Raw genomic sequence first — 16,531 nt, 5'->3', positions numbered from 1 at the left:
CTAGCCGAAAGCAACAGCAGCACCAACTGTTGCGATCCACGCCAGCGCCAGCAGTTGCAGAACCCGGTCGCGCAGCGCGATGTCTTCGGGCTCGCCGGCCAGCCCGCCGTCGACGTCCACCGCGTACCGCAGGATCGCGATGGTGAACGGAATCATCGACACCGCGAACCAGGATCCGCTGCGGCCGTCGCGTTCGAAAGCCCACAGTCCGTAGCACAACACCACCGCGGTGGCCGACAACGTCCACACAAAGCGCAGGTAGGTGCTGGTGTAGCTCTCCAGTGACTTGCGGATGGCCGCGCCGGTGCGCTCGGCCAGCTGCAGCTCGGCGTAGCGCTTGCCGGCCACCATGAACAGTGACCCGAATGCCGCCGTCAACAGGAACCATTTGGACAGATAGATATTCGTGGCAGCACCGCCGGCGATGGCGCGGATCAGGTACGCCGACGAGACGATGCAGATGTCCATCACCGCTTGGTGTTTGAGGCCGAAACAGTAGCCCAGCTGCATGCCCAGGTAGACGGCCATCACGACGGCCAGATTTGGCGTCAGCCAGAAAGCCAGCAGCAGCGAACCGACACCCAGCGCCACCGCCAACGCGTACGCCAGCCATTCGGGCACGACACCGGCCGCGATCGGCCGGAACCTCTTGGTGGGATGTTCGCGGTCCGCTTCGACGTCACGCACGTCATTGACCAGGTACACCGCCGATGCGGCGAGGCTGAACACCACGAACGCCACGGTGACCTGGAACGCCAGTTTCTTGTAGTCGTAGGGGTCGGGACCGCCCAACGCGGCCAACGGCGCGGCGAGCACCAGCACGTTCTTCACCCACTGCCGCGGGCGGATCGCCTTGATCACCCCGGCGACCAGGTTCCCCGGCGGTCCAGCAACCTTCGTCGCGTCGTCGCTCATCACACCCACCTCTTTCGAACCGCGCTGTCCACCCGAACCGCTAGTCCGGCGACCCCGGCGCCGAGCGCAACACCTGCGGCCACGTCGCTGGGATAGTGCACGCCCAGCAGAATTCGCGACAGCGCCATCGGCGGGACCAATAGCGCAGGCAGCGGCAGATCCGTCACCCGGCCAAGCAGGATCGCCGCGGCCGTCGTCGAAGTGGCGTGCGCCGACGGGAAGCTGAGCCGGCTGGGCGTGCCGACGTTCACCGCGACGGCCGGATGGTGCGGCCGTTCCCGCCGCACCACCCGCTTGACGAGGACGGCCGCCGCGTGGGCGGCGAACGCGCCGCCGCCGGCCAGGATCCACTCCCGGCGGCGGCTCGGCGAGAGGAACGCCCCGAGCAGTGCCACCACGAGCCACCCGAGGCTGTGCTCGCCGAAGTGCGACATCGCGCGGGTGGCGGGCAGCACCCCGGGGCGGTCAGCCAGCGCCGACTGAACGGCCACCATCGCGGCAACCTCGCCGCGCGGTGACTCCGCGGTATCAGCCATGTCTGGGCTCTTGGCTGGCTGCCGCGCCGCTGGGAAGCAGCACCGTCTCCCACTTCTGCTTGCTCGACAGCACCGGCAATGCTTCGCGGTAGACCCGGCGCATCTCGTCGAATCGGCGGGCCAGCTTGCGCTGCCGGCGGATCGACTGGAACAGCAGCGAGAGCATCTTTGCCCGGTCACGCTGCCGGTAGACCACACCGCACCCGTCGGCGGTGGTGACGGTGACGCCGTCGACCGTGCACAGCCGGAACCAGCGCGCGTCCTGGGTGGGCACGTTGTACTCGGGCCGTACGTGGTGCGCCGGGTCGGCCGCCTTCATGTTGTGCAGAATCCCGCGGGCCAGTCGGTAGCTGATGGTCACCGGGTTCACCGGCGGCTTCATCTCCCTGGTCATGTTCAGCGGCGCGGGAAGTTCGCTGGCCGCCGGCAACACCACCGCATCCGGGTAGGCCTTGCGCAGCCGGTGCACTTCGGGCAGCGCCGATTCCAGGATCGAAAAGATGTGCTCCGGCCCGGCCAGGAAGTCGTCGATGGCCCGGTTCTGAATTTCCACCGTCGAATACTCAAGGCAGGCAAGGTGTTTCAGTGTGGCCTTGAGGTGGCTGCGGACCAGACCGGAGATGTCGCCATCCCAGTGCATGGCCGCGACCACCAGCCGGTTGCGCAGGTGGAAGTAGGCCTGCCAGTCGATGGCGTCGTCCTTGTCACTCCACGCCATGTGCCAGATCGCCGCCCCGGGCAGCGTGACGGTCGGGTAGCCGTGCTCGGCGGCCCGCAGCCCGTAATCGGCGTCGTCCCATTTGATGAACAACGGCAGCGGCTGGCCCAGCTCCTCGGCGACCTGCCGCGGGATCATGCACGTCCACCAGCCGTTGTAGTCGACGTCGATGCGCCGGTGCAGCAGCTTGCTCTTGTCCTCTTTGTCGCTGAGCGGGTACTCGGCGAAATCGTGGTCGTATTCGGTGTGCGGCGCGGCGGTCCACATGAAGTTCGACCGGTTCACCACTTCGCCCATGATGTGCAGGTGCGAGGGCTCCTGCAGGTTCAGCATCTGGCCGCCGACGAGCATCGGGCTCTTGGCGAACCGGCTCATCGCCAGCACCCGCAGGATCGAGTCCGGCTCGATTCGGATGTCGTCATCCATGAACAGGATCTGTTGGCAGTCAGTGTTTTTCAGCGCTTCGTACATCACCCGGCTGTAGCCGCCGGAACCGCCCAGATTCGGCTGGTCGTGAATGGATAGGCGGGCACCCAGTTTCGACGCCGCCGCCGGGAAGTTCGGGTGATCACGCACCTTTCGGGTGCCCTGATCGGGCACGATTACCGCGCCGATCACCTCATCCACCAGCGGGTCCGCGGTGAGCTCGGACAGTGCGTTGGCGCAGTCCGACGGCCGGTTGAACGTCGGGATCCCGACGGCGATGTTGGCCGTCCCCGGGGCCGGCATCGGCGCGTACCAGCCGCCGCTGACCAGGGTGACCTTGGTGTCGGTGGTGATGTCGAACCAGATCCAGCCGCCGTCCTCGAACGGCCGCAGTCCCACCTCTATTTCCAGCACCTGGGGCTGGTCCTCGCTGCCGGCGAATTCGCGGCCTTCGATGAAGATCCGCGCCCCGGTGGCCTTGGTCCGGTAGAGGTCGACACGCCCGGTTCCGACGAGTTCGACGCGCAGCACCACGGCGGGGCAGATGGACCAGCGCCGCCAGTAGCTGGCCGGGAACGCATTGAAGTACGTCGCGAACGACACCTCGGACTCGGCGCCGATCTGCAGCGATGTGCGGCTGGTCGCATGTGCGCGACGGGAGTTGGTCGAGGACTCCTCGAGGTAGAGCTTGCGGACGTCGAGGGGTTCACCCGGCCGCGGCAAGATGATGCGCGACAGCAGGCTCACGGCACTCATTTGGCGCCTTCTTCGATCAGTGGGGCGCCGTCTCGCAGATGCGGCGCAAGGACGTTGTCGTACATGCTCAAAGCGCTGGCAATGGCCATATGCATATCCAGATACTGATAGGTGCCCAAGCGTCCGCCGAAGAGGACCTTCGATGACGCCGTCTCGGACTTCGCCCTGGCCCGATAGGCGGCCAACAGGGCGCGGTCGGCCTCGGTATTGATCGGATAGTAGGGCTCGTCGTCGTCGGCGGCGAACCGGGAGTACTCGCGCATGATGACCGTCTTGTCGGTCGGGTAATCGCGCTCGAGGTGGAAGTGACGGAACTCGTGGATGCGGGTGTAGGGGACGTCGGGGTCGTTGTAGTTCATCACCGGCGTGCCCTGGAAGTCACCGATCGGCAGCACTTCGACCTCGAAATCCAGTGTGCGCCAGCCGAGTCGGCCTTCGGCGTAGTCGAAGTAGCGGTCCAGCGGCCCGGTGTACACCACTGGCGCGTCCGGGTTGGCGGCGCGCAGTTCGTCGCGGACGTCGAACCAGTCGGTGTTCAGCCTGACCTCGATGCGGTCGTCGGCGGCCATGTTCTGCAACCACGCGGTGTAGCCGGCGGCCGGGAGGCCCTCGTAGGTGTCGCTGAAGTAGCGGTTGTCGAAGGTGTAGCGCACCGGCAGTCGGGTGATGTTCGACGCGGGCAGCTCCTTGGGATCGGTCTGCCACTGCTTTGCGGTGTAGCCCTTGACGAACGCCTCGTACAGCGGCCGGCCGATCAGCGAGATGGCCTTCTCCTCGAGGTTCTGCGCGTCGGCGGTGTCGATCTCGGACGCCTGCTCGGCGATGAGTTTGCGAGCCTCTTCGGGACTGAAATAACGGCCGAAGAACTGGGACACCAGGCCGAGTCCCATCGGGAACTGGTAAGCCTGCCCGTTGTGCATCGCGAACACCCGATGCCGGTAATCGGTGAACTCGGTGAACTGCCGCACGTAGTCCCACACCTTTTTATTGGAGGTGTGGAACAGGTGGGCGCCGTACTTGTGGACCTCGATCCCGGTCTGCGGTTCGGGTTCGGAATAGGCGTTACCGCCGATGTGCGGGCGCCGGTCGACAACGAGAACCCGCTTGTCGAGTTGGGTAGCCACGCGCTCGGCGATCGTCAGGCCGAAAAATCCGGAGCCGACGACATAGAGGTCATAGCGACCTGAAGGAGAAGTCATCGGTTGCCTAGGGTATCGGACCTCGCAGCCAAAACCCGATTTGGCGGGCGGGGGGCTCCCGGTTTTCCCAGGTATCAGAGGATACGAGGCCAGACGTCGGTCGAACGTCACACCTGTGAACCACTCCCCTCACGATTCGGTATCGCCACTCTAGTCACAGCATTCTCACTCGTACCATCGGTCGTGTGGGTCTACGACCCGACTCCACATAATCCAGATTGAGGAGACTTCCGTGCCGAACCGACGCCGACGCAAGCTCTCGAAGACCATGAGCGCGGTCGCCGCCCTGGCCGTCGCAAGTCCGTGTGCCTACTTCCTCGTTTACGAGTCGACCGCCGACAGCAAACCGGTGGAACACCACGAGTTCAAGCGAGCGGCGAACATCGCCGACCTGCCCAACGAACTGATCGGCGCCCTCTCGCAGGGGCTGTCCCAGTTCGGGGTGAACCTGCCCCCGGTTCCCGCGCTGGGCGGCGCCAGTGCCGCCAGCACCGGGCTGGGTACCGGCGGGCTCGGAACCACTCCGGGCCTGGCCAGCCCAGGCCTCGGCGGCGGTGGCCTGACCAGTCCTGGCCTGGCCAGCCCCGGCCTGTCGCCCAGCACCGCCCTGACGCCCAGCACGCCCGGCTCGTTGGCGCTGCCGGGTACCACGGTGACGCCGCCGACCGCGGCAACCGGCACGGGCGTCAACCCGGCGCTGACCAGCCCCACTGGAGTGGCGCCGGGCCTCAGCAGCCCGTCGGCGCTGAGCCCAGCGACCGGCACCGGCGAGGTTCCGATCAGCACGCCGGTCGGCCTCGACCCGGGCGCGGACGGCACCTACCCGATCCTTGGTGACACCTCGGGTCTGGGCGGTGGCGGCGGCGGCCTGACTCCGCTCAGCCCGGTCGCTAGCGGCGGTGGCGGTGGCGGTAGTGGCGGCGGCGGTTTGGTCAACGACCTCATGCAGGCGGCCAACCAGCTAGGCGCCAGCCAGGCGATCGACCTGCTCAAGGGCCTGGTGATGCCGGCAATCATGCAGGGCGTCCAGGGTGGCGCTGCAGGAGCCCCGGCCGGTGCGGCGCCCGCGCTGCCCGGCGTTCCCGCCATACCCGGCGCACCGGCGCTGCCCGCCGCCGGAGCCGCACTTCCGGCTGCCGGTGCCGCGCTGCCCGCTGCCGGTGCCGCGTTGCCCGCTGCCGGTGCCGCGTTGCCGGCAGCCGCCGGCGCGGCAGCGGCACCAGCGGTGCCTGCCGTGCCGGGCATTCCGGCGGCGGCCGCATTGCCGGCAGCCGCCCCGGCGGCGCCGGCGGCAGTGCCCGCGGCGATCGTGCCGGAAGCTCCGCCCGTCTAGTCCCTACGAACCTGTCGCTGGACGGCACCGCGGAGTTGCTCTGCGGTGCCGTCGACAGGTTTTTGGCCCTCCTACCGTGTCGTCTCATATGAAACATCAGACACACACGTAACATCGCCTGGTGCCCCGCGGTCGCGCTCCGACGATGCTGCTTACTGCCGCCTTGGCGACGGTTGTCATCGTGACCTGGGTATTGATGCGTCCCCCGACCGGAACGCAGGCACCGGCGTCCGCCCGCGACACCCAGTTGGCCGAGCGACCGCTGGTGGGCCTTGGTGGCGGCGTGACGGTGCGCGAGCTCACCCAGGACACCCCGTTCTCCCTGGTCGCGTTGACCGGAGACCTCGCCGGCTCCTCCACCCGGGTGCGCGCCAAGCGGCCCGACGGGTCGTGGGGGCCCTGGTATCAGACCGAGTTCCAGACGTCGGCGCCCAACGGTGTCGGAGCCACCGGTGACCCGCGCAGCACCGACCCGGTCTTCGTCGGCAGCACGACCGCGGTGCAGATTGCGGTGACCCGCCCGGTGGATGCACCGGTGACCCAGCCGCCGCCCGCCCCAGGCCCGGCCGACCTCGGGTACCGACCGGTGACCAAGGAGCAACCGTTCGGCCAGAACATCAACGCGATACTCATCTCACCGCCCCGGGCACCCGTGGAAACCCATTGGACGCCGCCGACCGGAGTCAACATGCCGGGACAGGCGCCGCCGATCATCAGCCGCGCGGAATGGGGTGCTGACGAATCGCTGCGCTGCGGCAGCCCGCAGTATGACCGCGCCGTGCGGGCCGCCGTCGTCCACCACACCGCCGGCAGCAACGACTACTCGCCACTGGAATCGGCCGGCATCGTGAAGGCGATTTACACCTACCACAGCAAAACTCTGGGTTGGTGCGACATCGCCTACAACGCGCTGGTGGACAAATACGGTCAGGTATTCGAGGGCAGTTCCGGCGGACTGACGAAGCCGGTGGAGGCCTTCCACACCGGGGGGTTCAACCAGGACACCTGGGGTGTGGCGATGCTCGGCAACTTCGACGACGTGGCGCCCACCCCATTGCAGATCCGTGCTGTAGGCCGGCTGCTGGGCTGGCGGCTCGGCATGGCCGACGTCGACCCCAAAGGCACCGTCGAATTGGTGTCGGCCGGCAGCTCTTACACCACCTATCCCAGCGGCGCCGTCGCGAAGTTGCCGACCATCTTCACCCACCGCGACGTCGGCAACACCGATTGTCCGGGCAACGCCGCCTACGCGTTGATGGACGAGATCAGAGACATTGCAGCGCATTTCAACGATCCGCCGGGAGAGCTGATCAAGGCGCTGGAAGGTGGTGCGATCTACCAGCACTGGCAGGAAATCGGCGGGATGACCAGCGCGCTGGGCGCTCCGACGTCACCGGAGGCGGAGGGCGCGAGTGGTTCGCGGTTCGCGACGTTCGCCAAAGGCGCCATGTACTGGTCGCGCGAGACCGGCGCCCAACCGGTCGGGGGCGCCATCTACGACGCCTGGGCCGCGCAGAGTTATGAACGCGGACCGCTGGGGCTGCCCACCAGCGCAGAAATCCACGAGCCGCTGCGCATCACCCAAAATTTCCAGCACGGGGTGCTGAACTTCGAACTCCTCACCGGCAACATGACCGAGGTCATGGACGGGATCACAACACCGCTCGCCACCCAGCCGCCGAGCGGGCCCGAAGTGCCGCCCGAGCACTTCTCGATGCCGGCCCATCCGCCGAACTGAGCCGGCCGCTAATCTGCGACGTGTGCCGGAGACGCCCTATCTGAGGATCGATCTCGATCGGGTGCGCGGTAATTTCCATACGCTGCGGGCCGCGCTGCCCAGCGCGCGGATTCGCTACGCGGTCAAGGCGAATCCGGCCCAGCCGGTGCTGCGCTTGCTCGCCGACGAGGGGGCCGAGTTCGATGTCGCATCGGTGGGCGAGGTCGACGCCTGCGCCGCGGTCGGCATCGACGGCCGGCGACTGACCTTCGGCAATACCGTCAAGAAGCCGGCCGCGGTGCTTCGCGCCCATGGGTCTGGGGTGCGGCGGTTTGTCTTCGACACTGCGCACGATGTGACTGTGCTGGCCGAGCATGCTCCCGGCGCCGGCGTGGAATGCCGTGTGGCGCCGTTGTTCCCGGCGTCGGTTACACCATTCGGGCACAAGTTCGGTTGCTCGCCGGGGGAGGCTTTGGAGCTGTTGCACCAAGCTCGAAAGCTCGGACTCAGACCGGAGGGAGTGTGCTTTCATGTCGGGTCGCAACAGCTGGACCCGAGCGCGTGGGAGCTGGGGATTCGCACTGCTGCAGAGATATTCGGTGTTTTCGGAGAGCTGACCACACTGAACGTCGGCGGCGGGTTCCCGCTGCCGTATGCGGTTGGAGCGCCATCCCTGACGGTGGTCGCCGACACCATCACGTCGGCACTGGACCGATATTTCGGCTCCCGCCCACCACAATTGGTGATCGAGCCGGGACGGGTGATCGTCGGCTCGGCCGGGACGATCGAGTGCGAGGTAGTGTCGGTGCGCACCGGCACCGACGGGCACCGTTGGGTGTATCTCGACATCGGCCGCTACGGCGGTCTTGCGGAAACCGAGAACGAGTACATCCGGTATCGGTTGCGCACCCAGCGTGACGGTGATGCCGTCGGTGACGCGGTGGTCGCTGGTCCGACGTGTGACGGGGACGACGTGATCTACCGCAGTTATCCGCTGCCCGTCACGCTGCGGCCGGGGGATTCCGTCGAGATCGAGGACGCCGGTGCCTATACGGCGAGTTACGCATCCGTCGACTTCAACGGCTTTCCGCCACTATCAACATTTTTCACCCCCGCCATCGGTGACGGCCGGACGATCGTGGAACCTCTGGCACCCGGACTAACCCGGAACTGGTGGTTGTCGGAGGTCATCTGCGACGTACGGACCGAGTATCAGCAGCTGGTGATCGGCCGGACCTCGCAAGGTGTAGCACTGTTCAGCGACGGCGAACGACAAAGCACGGAGTTCAGCCAGCTGGTCTATCACGAGGCGCTGCTGGTTCCGGCGCTGCTGTTAGCCGAACGGGTAGAGCGCGTGTTGATCATCGGCTCCGGCGAGGGCGTGGTGAGCCAGCTCGCGGTTGCGGCCGGGGCCACGCACGTCGATCATGTCGACATCGACCGCGACGCGGTTCGGCTGTGCGCACAACACCTGCCTTATGGCTACTCAGTGGACGAATTGGACAGAGCCGAACAGGGATTCGGCCCGGTCACGGTGCACTACCATGACGGCTGGGACTTCGTCCAGCACTGCTCGGAGCCCTACGACATCGTGGTCATCGACCTGCCCGACGAACGCGCGGAGACCGCTCAGCACAACCGCCTGTATGACGCCGGCTTCCTGGAAAGGTGCCGCGGGATCGGCCAGGTGGTGGTCGACCAGGCCGGCTGCCCAACGCTGTGGCGGAATGAAACGTTGCGGCGGTCCTGGCGGCGGTTTCACGAAACCTTTGCCACTGTGGTCTATTTCGGCAGCGACGAACACGAGTGGGCTTTCCTGTCCGGCCTTGCCGGCGACCTGCACGATGACCCCGTGACTCTGATGTCGGCGCGGTTGGCGACGCTGCCGTATCGGCCGCGCACCATCGACGCCGCCGCACTGGCCGCGTGCACCGTTCCGCCAAAGACGCTGCGTGGTTAAGGATCTTCGTCGTCTTCATCCGCGAAGAGTTTCTCGGGGTGGTGGAAGGTGTTGATGCGTGGTTGGCCGTGGTCGAGGTGGGCGGGTGGGAGCCATTCGGTTTGGCCGCGGGCGTTTTTGCGGGTGGTCCAGCCCTTTTCGGCCAGTCTGTTGTCAGGTCCGCAAGCCAGGGTGAGGTCGGTGATGTCGGTGCGCCCGGTGCTGGCCCAGCCGCTGACGTGGTGGACCTCGGTGTGGTAGGCCGGTTGATCGCAGCCGGGGCGGGTGCAGCCACCCTCGAGGGCGTGCAGCATGAGCCGCTGCGCCGGGTTGGCGAATCGCTTGGTGTGATACAGCGCTAGGGGTTTGGCGTGGTCGAAGATCGCCAGATAGTGATGCGCGCCCTGGGCGGCCATGCGGATCAGGTCGGCCATCGGCAGCAGGGAGCCCCCACTGGTGCGGGCCGTGCCCGCGCCGGCTTCGAGGTCCTTCAGCGTGGTGGTCACGATCATCGTGACCGGCAGGCCGCGGTGTGAGCCGAGCTGCTCGGAGGCGAACAGCGCCCGGATCGCGGTGATCAGGGCGTCGTGATTGCGCTGGCCGCTGCTGCGGGTATCGCAGCCCGCGGCGTGGTCGGGGTCGCGGTGGGGTCGGGGTGCCGGGGGCGGCCAAAGCGGCGAGCAGGGCTTCGAACAGCGCCCGCAGCTCAGGGGTGATCAAACCGCTGATCCGGCTCATCCCGTCGTAGTCCTGGTTGCCCAGCACGAAGCCGCGTTTGCGGGCCCGGTCCTCATCGGAGAAGTCGCCGTCGGGGTCCAGGGTTCCCATGAGCTTGCGGGCGTAGGCCGCGACCTGATCGGGGCGAAACTCACACGCGCGGCCGGCCAGGTCGGCCTCGGCGGCCTCACGGGTGAACACATCCACCTGGGCGGGCAGGTGGGCGAAGAACCGGCGGATCACCTTCACATGGGCGTCCCCGATCAGGCCCCGGCACTGGGCGGCCGCGGTCGCGATCAACAGCGGCCCCAGCGGTTGCCCGGTCAACGCCCGCCGCGGGCCCAGATCTTCGGCTTCGGCGATACGCCGGCCCGCCTCGGCCTTGGTGATCCGCAACCGATCCGCCAGCGCGCACGTCAGCGTGCCGCCGAGTTCTTCCGTGCTGGCTTGGGCGCCGAGTTCATTGATCAACCCGTGCTGCGGGGTCCGTAGCCGCCGAGCGACGCGCTCCAAACGCTCCAAGGCCCGCAACCGCTCTGGATTCGTCAACACCTCAAAGGACAACCCACACACCCGATCCACCTCGGCATCGAGCGCATCGAAGACCTCCACGATCTCCTCACGCGAACTCGAAAGCATGTTCGAATGATACGTCCGCCTACCGACAAGAATGCCCCGCGATCGACGCCAATTCCGAACTTATGCAACGCCTTTGAATATGGAACCGGCAAAGGGCTGGCTGCGTCTAACGCCCGGGGGTGTGACCGGCCGCCCAAATGGGTAAGTAGTGCAGTTACCGACTACCTGAGTAGCGTGGTCAATCTTGTTCCCAGAGTGCTGAGGGAGGCTGTGCGCCGATGGGGTCCGAGCTGCTCACACTGCAAGCACCCACCCCGACGGTTCCGCTATCCGCGACAACGCCGCCCACACGCACGCGCTCGGGATCCCGTAAGTCGGACCTAGCCATCGGTCTCACCATTGCCGTGCTGTGGCAGGTGCTGATGACAATTCTTGGCGCCGTTTTGTCACCAGATCGTGCCGCCATTTTGGACCACACCATGTTGTGGGACGCGCAGTGGTATTCGAACATTCTGCACGAGCATTATGAGATCAACCCGGCGTCGGCCGCGTTCTATCCGTTGTTCCCGCTTATCGTCGGCACTCTGTCGACGCTGACTCTCCACATCATTCCGAACTCAGCGCTCGGGTTGTTTGTCAACACCGTTGCCCTCGGGTTCGCAATCGCCGCGCTACTGTCCATTTCGCGCGAATTCGAGATCAGACAGTTCCGCTACGCCACAGTCGCGATGTTCCTCGCCGCCCCAGCCGCGGTCTTCATGCACCTTTTCTACACAGAAGCGGTCTTCGTCGCCCTCGGATTCTGGGCGTATGCCTTTGCGCTGCGCAGGCGTTGGGCGCTGATGGCCATTACCCTCGCTTTCCTCACGGCGACCCGTCTACCGGCACTTCTCTTCGTCGGTCTGTGTGGTTTGGAATACCTGCGGGCGTACGACTGGAGCATCAAGAAGGCCGCAAATCGCAAGGCTGCGTACTTCCTACTGGCGCCCGTCGGGTTCCTGCTGTACGGGACGTACCTATGGACCGTGCGCGGCAACTTCCTCGGCATGTTCACCGCGTACCAGTCCACCAAAGCGTGGGGCTACCTCAATTTCGAGCCGAACTTCGCCTATTCCATTTTCCGGTCGACCCGTGAGACGGTCCGGGCCGTCATCGGTCAGCGGCCGATCGACAACGACATAGTCGTCAACTACTCAATCCCCCTACTTTGCCTTGCATTGCTGTTGAGTTGCTCGATTTACCTACTTTGCGGGTATCGGGGCAGGGGCATTCCGCTCGGCATCTTCGGACTGTGTTCCCTGGTGTTCTTCACGATCAACAGCAGCTTCGTGGCGGTACACCGCTATGCACTGCCATGCCTGGGTATCTATGTCGCTCTGGCTCTGATCTACGCCGACCCGCGGCGCGGACGGGCGCTGGTGTTGGGCGCCGGTCTCGCAATGCTTTTCGCCCAAACGGTAATCATCCACCTGCTGTTCGTAACCCGGGATTTCGCCGGATAGCCGGGACGGCCACGAAACGACTGCGGCGCAGCTAAAAAGACCAAACTCCAACGCGTGCGACCCACGTCACATTAGGCTCGACACCGTCTGACGGGCGCGGACGCACCCCAAGATTTTGTCGAGAGGAATCGACCATGTCGTTCGTGGTCACCACGCCGGAGTGGGTAACGACGGCTGCGGAAAATCTAGCCGGCATCGGTTCAACCTTGGAGCAGGCAACCGCGTCGGCGGCCAGCCCCACCACCGGCCTGGCCGCGGCGGCGGCCGATGAGGTTTCGGCCGCCATTTCGCGGGTGTTCGGCGCCTTCGGCGAAGAATTTCAAGCCGTCAGCGCCCAGGGCGCAGCTTTCCATGCCGAGTTCATCCGTCTGATGAGTTCGAGCGCGGCGGCCTACGCCGGCGCCGAAATCGCCAATGCGGCACAGACTTTGGCGAGCATATCCAACGGGACCTCGGTGGGGACGGCGGCGCCCGCGCCTGGCGGCGCGTACGCGCAACTGGTAGTCAATACCGCGAACAACCTGCAGGCGCTGGGCAACAGCTGGGCCGCCAACCCGTTCCCGTTCTTGAGGCAGGTCGCCGCCAACCAACTGTCCTACGCGCAGCAGGCGATCACCGGATTTGCCAACACCATCCAGAACCTCCCGGCGATCATCGCGAATCTGCCGACTACCGTCCCGGCCGCGATCCAGCAGTTCCTCAACATCAACTTCGCGGCGCGCATACAGCAATTCATCGCCACCCAGGCCGGCTTCGCGCAAACGTTCCTCAACGCGACGAGCAGCGGCCTCAGTGGGCTGGTGGCCGGCCTGCCCGCGTTCGCGTCCGGCGTGCAGACGTCCTTCCAAACGCTCGTCACGACCGGAAATTACAACGCCGCGATCGCCCAGCTCGCCGACGCGTACCGACAGCTCCTGATCACCGGGTACGACGTCAGCAACTACTCGGTGAACTTCGACACAACTACGCTGACGCTGACAGGGACCGCCTACCCCAAATTAGTTGGGCCACTTAACGATTTCTTCACCGTCCTGAACATTCCCGCTCAGGAGGCGCAATACTTCACCGATTTGATGCCGCCGTCGATTCCGCGGCAGATATCGCAGAACTTCACCAATGTACTGAGTGCGTTGACGGCCACCAATGTGGAAGCAAAACTGGTCGCGCCGTTCCTCGCACCGCAGACTGCATTCGTTAGCCTCACCTACAGCGTGCCGTTGATCACCACCTATGCCCTGGCGGGTCCGCCCTTCGCCGCTTTGGATGCCTTCACAGCCAGCTTGGTGTCGTTCAACCAAGCGATATCGGCAGGCAACGCAGTCGGGGCGGTCAGCACCCTGATCGACGCGCCGGCCAACATCCTCAATGGTTTCCTCAATGGTCAGGTAATCGTGAACGACACCATCTTGGTGCCGACGGGGCTCAATGACGTCGTCATCGGACCCGTCACCATCCCTCTCCCCCACACCATTTCGATCACACCGCACATCCCGTTTGACGGGCTTCTCGTTCAACCGCACTACCTCACGGCGACGGTCGGGTTGCCCGGCTATGTGCCGCCGCCGCCCTTCCCCCCGCCACCTGACCTCGACTTCACCGTATTCGGTACGCCGTTCATGGGACTCGGGCCGCTGCTGGTCAACTACGTCCCGCAGCAGCTCGCGCTGGCGATCAGGCCCCCCGGGTAGCCAACTCAGAGAATCGCGACCGCCACCACAATGCCCAGCGCGAACTGCGCTGCCGCCACAATCCGCGATTCCCATCGGTACTCGTCCGACTCGAACAACACGTCCATGTCGATACCGATCACCACCGTGGCGATGCGCATCATCAACACCTGTGCCGCAATACCCACCAACCCGAAGACCGCCGACGCCAGCAGCCCCTCACCGAGCTTGCCCGACGACGAGTAGATCGCCAGCACCACGATGAGCGCCATGCTGACCATCCCGGCGGCAGCCACGATGACGGCGTTGGGTTTGCCGGCATTGACCATCTTGCGCAGCGGTCCCGGAGTCGTCAGGTCAATGGCGTAGAACCCGACGACCATCAGGACCAACCCAAGGATGGAATACAGGACGATGGCGGCGGCACCGCCACCGAGCCAGGTCCAGTAGTCCGAGTGCGGCAGCGCCACAATGCTTGTCGTCATCGAAGATCAACTCCCTTGTTTCGGTTACCTGAGCGGGATTCGGTGCGGCACGAACGCGGCGCCGTCGTCGGTGATGAGCCCGGCCGTCTCGCGGATACCGAGCCCCGCGGAGGTGTCGCCGACGATCCAGGCGCCGAGAGCGGGCCGCATGTCGTCGAATTCGGGCAACGGGTCGAGCAACTGGTAGACAAAGCCTTCCTCGCCGTAGAAGCCGCCGGTGGCGGTCTCCATGCCGGCGCCCACGATGGTGACGTTTGCGCCCTCACGACCGAGTTTGGGCTTGCGCACATACTCGGTGAGTTCGTGTGGGTCGTCGAGGTATGCGGGCAGCAGGTTGGGGTGGCCTGGGTACATTTCCCACAACACGGCCAGAATGGCCTTGTTCGACAGCAGCGTCTTCCACAACGGTTCGATCCACATCGTCTGCGGCAGCGTTGACACGACGTACTTGCCGAACTGGTCATCGAGCACCCACTCCCATGGGTGCAACTTGAAGATCGCCTGGATCGGATCCTCTTCCAGATCCACGAACCGCTCCAACGCGGAGTCCCAGCCGACGTCCTCGATCAGTAACCCGACGGTCTGAAAGCCCGCCTCCGCGGCGGTCTCCTGCATGTAGGTCGTGGTGATCTGATCCTCGCCGGTCGCCTCAACGCCGGACCACGAGAAGTGCAACTCGTTGCTGGGCAACAGATCTCGCACTGCCTTCCAGCGGTCCACCAGCTGTTCGTGCAACGAGTTCCATTGATCGTCGCCGGGAAACTTGTCCTTTAGCCAATACCACTGCACGATCGCCGCTTCCAACAGCGTGGTCGGGGTGTCGGCGTTGTACTCGAGCAGCACGGCCGGCCGCCGCCCGTCGTAGCGTAAGTCGAAGCGGCCGTAGACATGTGGGTCGGATCGGCGCCAGGATTCAGCGATATGTGGCCAACTCCACTCCGGCAGACCGAAATCCGCGTACCGCTCCATCAAGATCACCTGCTCGACGGCATTCAGGCACATCGAGTGCAGCAGTTCCACGTCGGCTTCGAGAGCCAGGATCTCGTCCATCTCGAACTCGTAGTAGACCGACTCGTCCCAGTAGGGCCGATCCGCGCCCCCGGCATCGCGCGCCGGTGTCCCATATACGAGCCCTTGCGATTCGACGATCGACTGCCAGTTCGGCCGCGGCGGCGTCCTGCCGCGTTTCACGAGCCCCCGCCGCCCTTGCCACCACTGCCACCGATGCCACCGCGCTGAATTGTGGTGCCCGATTTGGTGGTGACGGTGGCCCCCTTCGGCAGAGTGGTCGAACCGCCGACCGGCCGTTGCCCCACTGACCCCGAGCTGCCGTAGTAGTAGCGGTAAGAATGCCCGCCCCAGAAAAAGAACCCGTTGAGGCCCGGGGTGTGACCGGTGCAGTAGCTGTCGGGAACGATCACCGGCTGACCGTTCGGGTCGTCGCGGACGCATTGGGCGGTGACATGGTTGGGCGACAGCAACCAGTAGCCCACGCCGGCGACCAAGCCGACAACGCCCACCGCGGCCGCGGAGCCCATCAGGATCCGCTTCTGCTTCTGGCGCTTGGCCTCGGCCGCGAGCCGCTGCTCCTCGAGTTCGCGCTGCTTGTCCTCGTATTTCTGCCGGGCGCGCAACTCCGCGGGGGTGGGCGGCCGTGGCTTCGTGGTGGCCGCGTCCTGGAACTGGATGCTGCCGAGCGGCTTGAGCTTGGGTGGCGAGTCGGGCACCTTGCCCGGGCCGTCCTTGCGATTCGCACCCAGCGAGCTCTTGCGGGGCCGTTCCGGGGCGGGACGGTCGCTCGGGGGCTTGGGCTTCTCGGCGGCGTCGGCCTCGCGAGCTTTCCCCCGGCGCTCGATCTCACCCAGGTCGAACTGCTCGGTGACGCCGTCGGCACGGGCTTTCCGCTTACGCTCGATCTCCTCGAGATCGTCGGGCTTGCCCGCCGCGGGCTCGTTACCTTCCCGCGGGTCTTCTTCTGACCCCACTAGCTGTCCTCCCGGTCCCCTCCGGTCGTCGCGCTACACGCGGGCAGTCTCCCACAT

The 16,531-nt window shown here is 65.7% G+C and carries 11 protein-coding genes and 2 pseudogenes; 5 read left to right on the top strand and 8 right to left on the bottom strand.

The features are described 5' to 3' along the window. Genes BN972_RS21940 through glf form a run of 4 tightly spaced genes read right to left on the bottom strand, consistent with a single transcriptional unit; the run spans position 1 to position 4,550 of the window. Positions 1-915 carry a decaprenyl-phosphate phosphoribosyltransferase gene (locus BN972_RS21940; RefSeq protein ID WP_036362511.1) on the bottom strand — a complete coding sequence of 305 codons (915 nt, stop codon included), beginning with the start codon at positions 913-915 and terminating at the stop codon, positions 1-3. After that, complete coding sequence (locus BN972_RS21935) at positions 915-1,451, bottom strand: phosphatase PAP2 family protein (RefSeq protein WP_036362509.1); 537 nt, start codon at positions 1,449-1,451, stop codon at positions 915-917. Before BN972_RS21935 ends, BN972_RS21940 begins: the two co-directional genes overlap by 1 nt. Next, a complete protein-coding gene (locus BN972_RS21930; protein WP_036362507.1) occupies positions 1,444-3,351 on the bottom strand; it encodes a glycosyltransferase in 1,908 nt (635 codons plus the stop codon). Before BN972_RS21930 ends, BN972_RS21935 begins: the two co-directional genes overlap by 8 nt. Next, a complete protein-coding gene (gene glf / locus BN972_RS21925; RefSeq protein WP_036362504.1) occupies positions 3,348-4,550 on the bottom strand; it encodes a UDP-galactopyranose mutase in 1,203 nt (400 codons plus the stop codon). The genes BN972_RS21930 and glf overlap by 4 nt, the downstream gene beginning before the upstream one ends. Positions 4,551-4,782: 232 nt before the next feature. On the opposite strand from glf, the pseudogene BN972_RS21920 reads away from it, so the two are divergent. The 3 genes and pseudogenes from BN972_RS21920 to BN972_RS30590 form a co-directional block, all read left to right on the top strand. Beyond that, positions 4,783-5,661, top strand: a pseudogene (locus BN972_RS21920) (hypothetical protein); the annotation flags it as partial. A 367-nt stretch (positions 5,662-6,028) separates the two neighbouring features. Next, the gene (locus BN972_RS21915; RefSeq protein WP_036362502.1) at positions 6,029-7,621 is read left to right on the top strand and encodes an LGFP repeat-containing protein; all 1,593 of its coding nucleotides are present in this window, start codon (positions 6,029-6,031) and stop codon (positions 7,619-7,621) included. Positions 7,622-7,643: 22 nt separating this feature from the next. Continuing rightward, entirely contained in the window at positions 7,644-9,560 is a 1,917-nt protein-coding gene (locus tag BN972_RS30590) for a spermine/spermidine synthase domain-containing protein (RefSeq protein ID WP_235192545.1), read from the top strand. On the opposite strand, the pseudogene BN972_RS21900 reads toward BN972_RS30590, so the two are convergent. Next, positions 9,557-10,895 (bottom strand): annotated as a pseudogene (locus BN972_RS21900) (HNH endonuclease signature motif containing protein). The gene BN972_RS30590 and the pseudogene BN972_RS21900 overlap by 4 nt on opposite strands. Positions 10,896-11,113: 218 nt before the next feature. Between BN972_RS21900 and BN972_RS21895 the strand changes: the two are divergent. Both BN972_RS21895 and BN972_RS21890 read left to right on the top strand, forming a co-directional pair. After that, a complete protein-coding gene (locus BN972_RS21895) occupies positions 11,114-12,337 on the top strand; it encodes a hypothetical protein (protein WP_142277154.1) in 1,224 nt (407 codons plus the stop codon). Positions 12,338-12,471: 134 nt separating this feature from the next. Beyond that, positions 12,472-14,025: a PE family protein gene (locus BN972_RS21890; protein WP_036362499.1), complete on the top strand. Its 1,554-nt coding sequence runs from the start codon at positions 12,472-12,474 to the stop codon at positions 14,023-14,025. Positions 14,026-14,030: 5 nt separating this feature from the next. Here the strand turns inward: BN972_RS21890 and BN972_RS21885 are convergent, their stop codons facing one another. The 3 genes from BN972_RS21885 to BN972_RS30585 are packed head-to-tail and all read right to left on the bottom strand — an operon-like array spanning position 14,031 to position 16,474. Next, positions 14,031-14,489 carry a DUF350 domain-containing protein gene (locus BN972_RS21885; RefSeq protein WP_036362496.1) on the bottom strand — a complete coding sequence of 153 codons (459 nt, stop codon included), beginning with the start codon at positions 14,487-14,489 and terminating at the stop codon, positions 14,031-14,033. A gap of 24 nt (positions 14,490-14,513) precedes the next feature. Further along, entirely contained in the window at positions 14,514-15,680 is a 1,167-nt protein-coding gene (locus BN972_RS21880; protein WP_036362493.1) for a glutathionylspermidine synthase family protein, read from the bottom strand. Continuing rightward, complete coding sequence (locus BN972_RS30585; protein WP_235192544.1) at positions 15,677-16,474, bottom strand: hypothetical protein; 798 nt, start codon at positions 16,472-16,474, stop codon at positions 15,677-15,679. Before BN972_RS30585 ends, BN972_RS21880 begins: the two co-directional genes overlap by 4 nt. Positions 16,475-16,531: the final 57 nt, after the last annotated feature.

Source organism: Mycobacterium asiaticum DSM 44297, assembly GCF_000613245.1.
In the GTDB taxonomy this organism is placed as follows: Bacteria; Actinomycetota; Actinomycetes; order Mycobacteriales; family Mycobacteriaceae; genus Mycobacterium; species Mycobacterium asiaticum.
The sequence above is the reverse complement of the archived record's forward strand: the minus strand, read 5'-3'. Positions and strand labels throughout refer to the sequence as shown.

Excerpts from the sequence above, each read along its gene's own strand:
- glf (WP_036362504.1), bottom strand. The coding sequence starts at position 4,550 with ATGACTTCTCCTTCAGGTCGCTATGACCTCTATGTCGTCGGCTCCGGA.
- BN972_RS21895 (WP_142277154.1), top strand. The coding sequence starts at position 11,114 with ATGGGGTCCGAGCTGCTCACACTGCAAGCACCCACCCCGACGGTTCCG.
- BN972_RS21885 (WP_036362496.1), bottom strand. The coding sequence starts at position 14,489 with ATGACGACAAGCATTGTGGCGCTGCCGCACTCGGACTACTGGACCTGG.
- BN972_RS21930 (WP_036362507.1), bottom strand. The coding sequence starts at position 3,351 with ATGAGTGCCGTGAGCCTGCTGTCGCGCATCATCTTGCCGCGGCCGGGT.
- BN972_RS21890 (WP_036362499.1), top strand. The coding sequence starts at position 12,472 with ATGTCGTTCGTGGTCACCACGCCGGAGTGGGTAACGACGGCTGCGGAA.
- BN972_RS21935 (WP_036362509.1), bottom strand. The coding sequence starts at position 1,451 with ATGGCTGATACCGCGGAGTCACCGCGCGGCGAGGTTGCCGCGATGGTG.
- BN972_RS21915 (WP_036362502.1), top strand. The coding sequence starts at position 6,029 with ATGCTGCTTACTGCCGCCTTGGCGACGGTTGTCATCGTGACCTGGGTA.
- BN972_RS21940 (WP_036362511.1), bottom strand. The coding sequence starts at position 915 with ATGAGCGACGACGCGACGAAGGTTGCTGGACCGCCGGGGAACCTGGTC.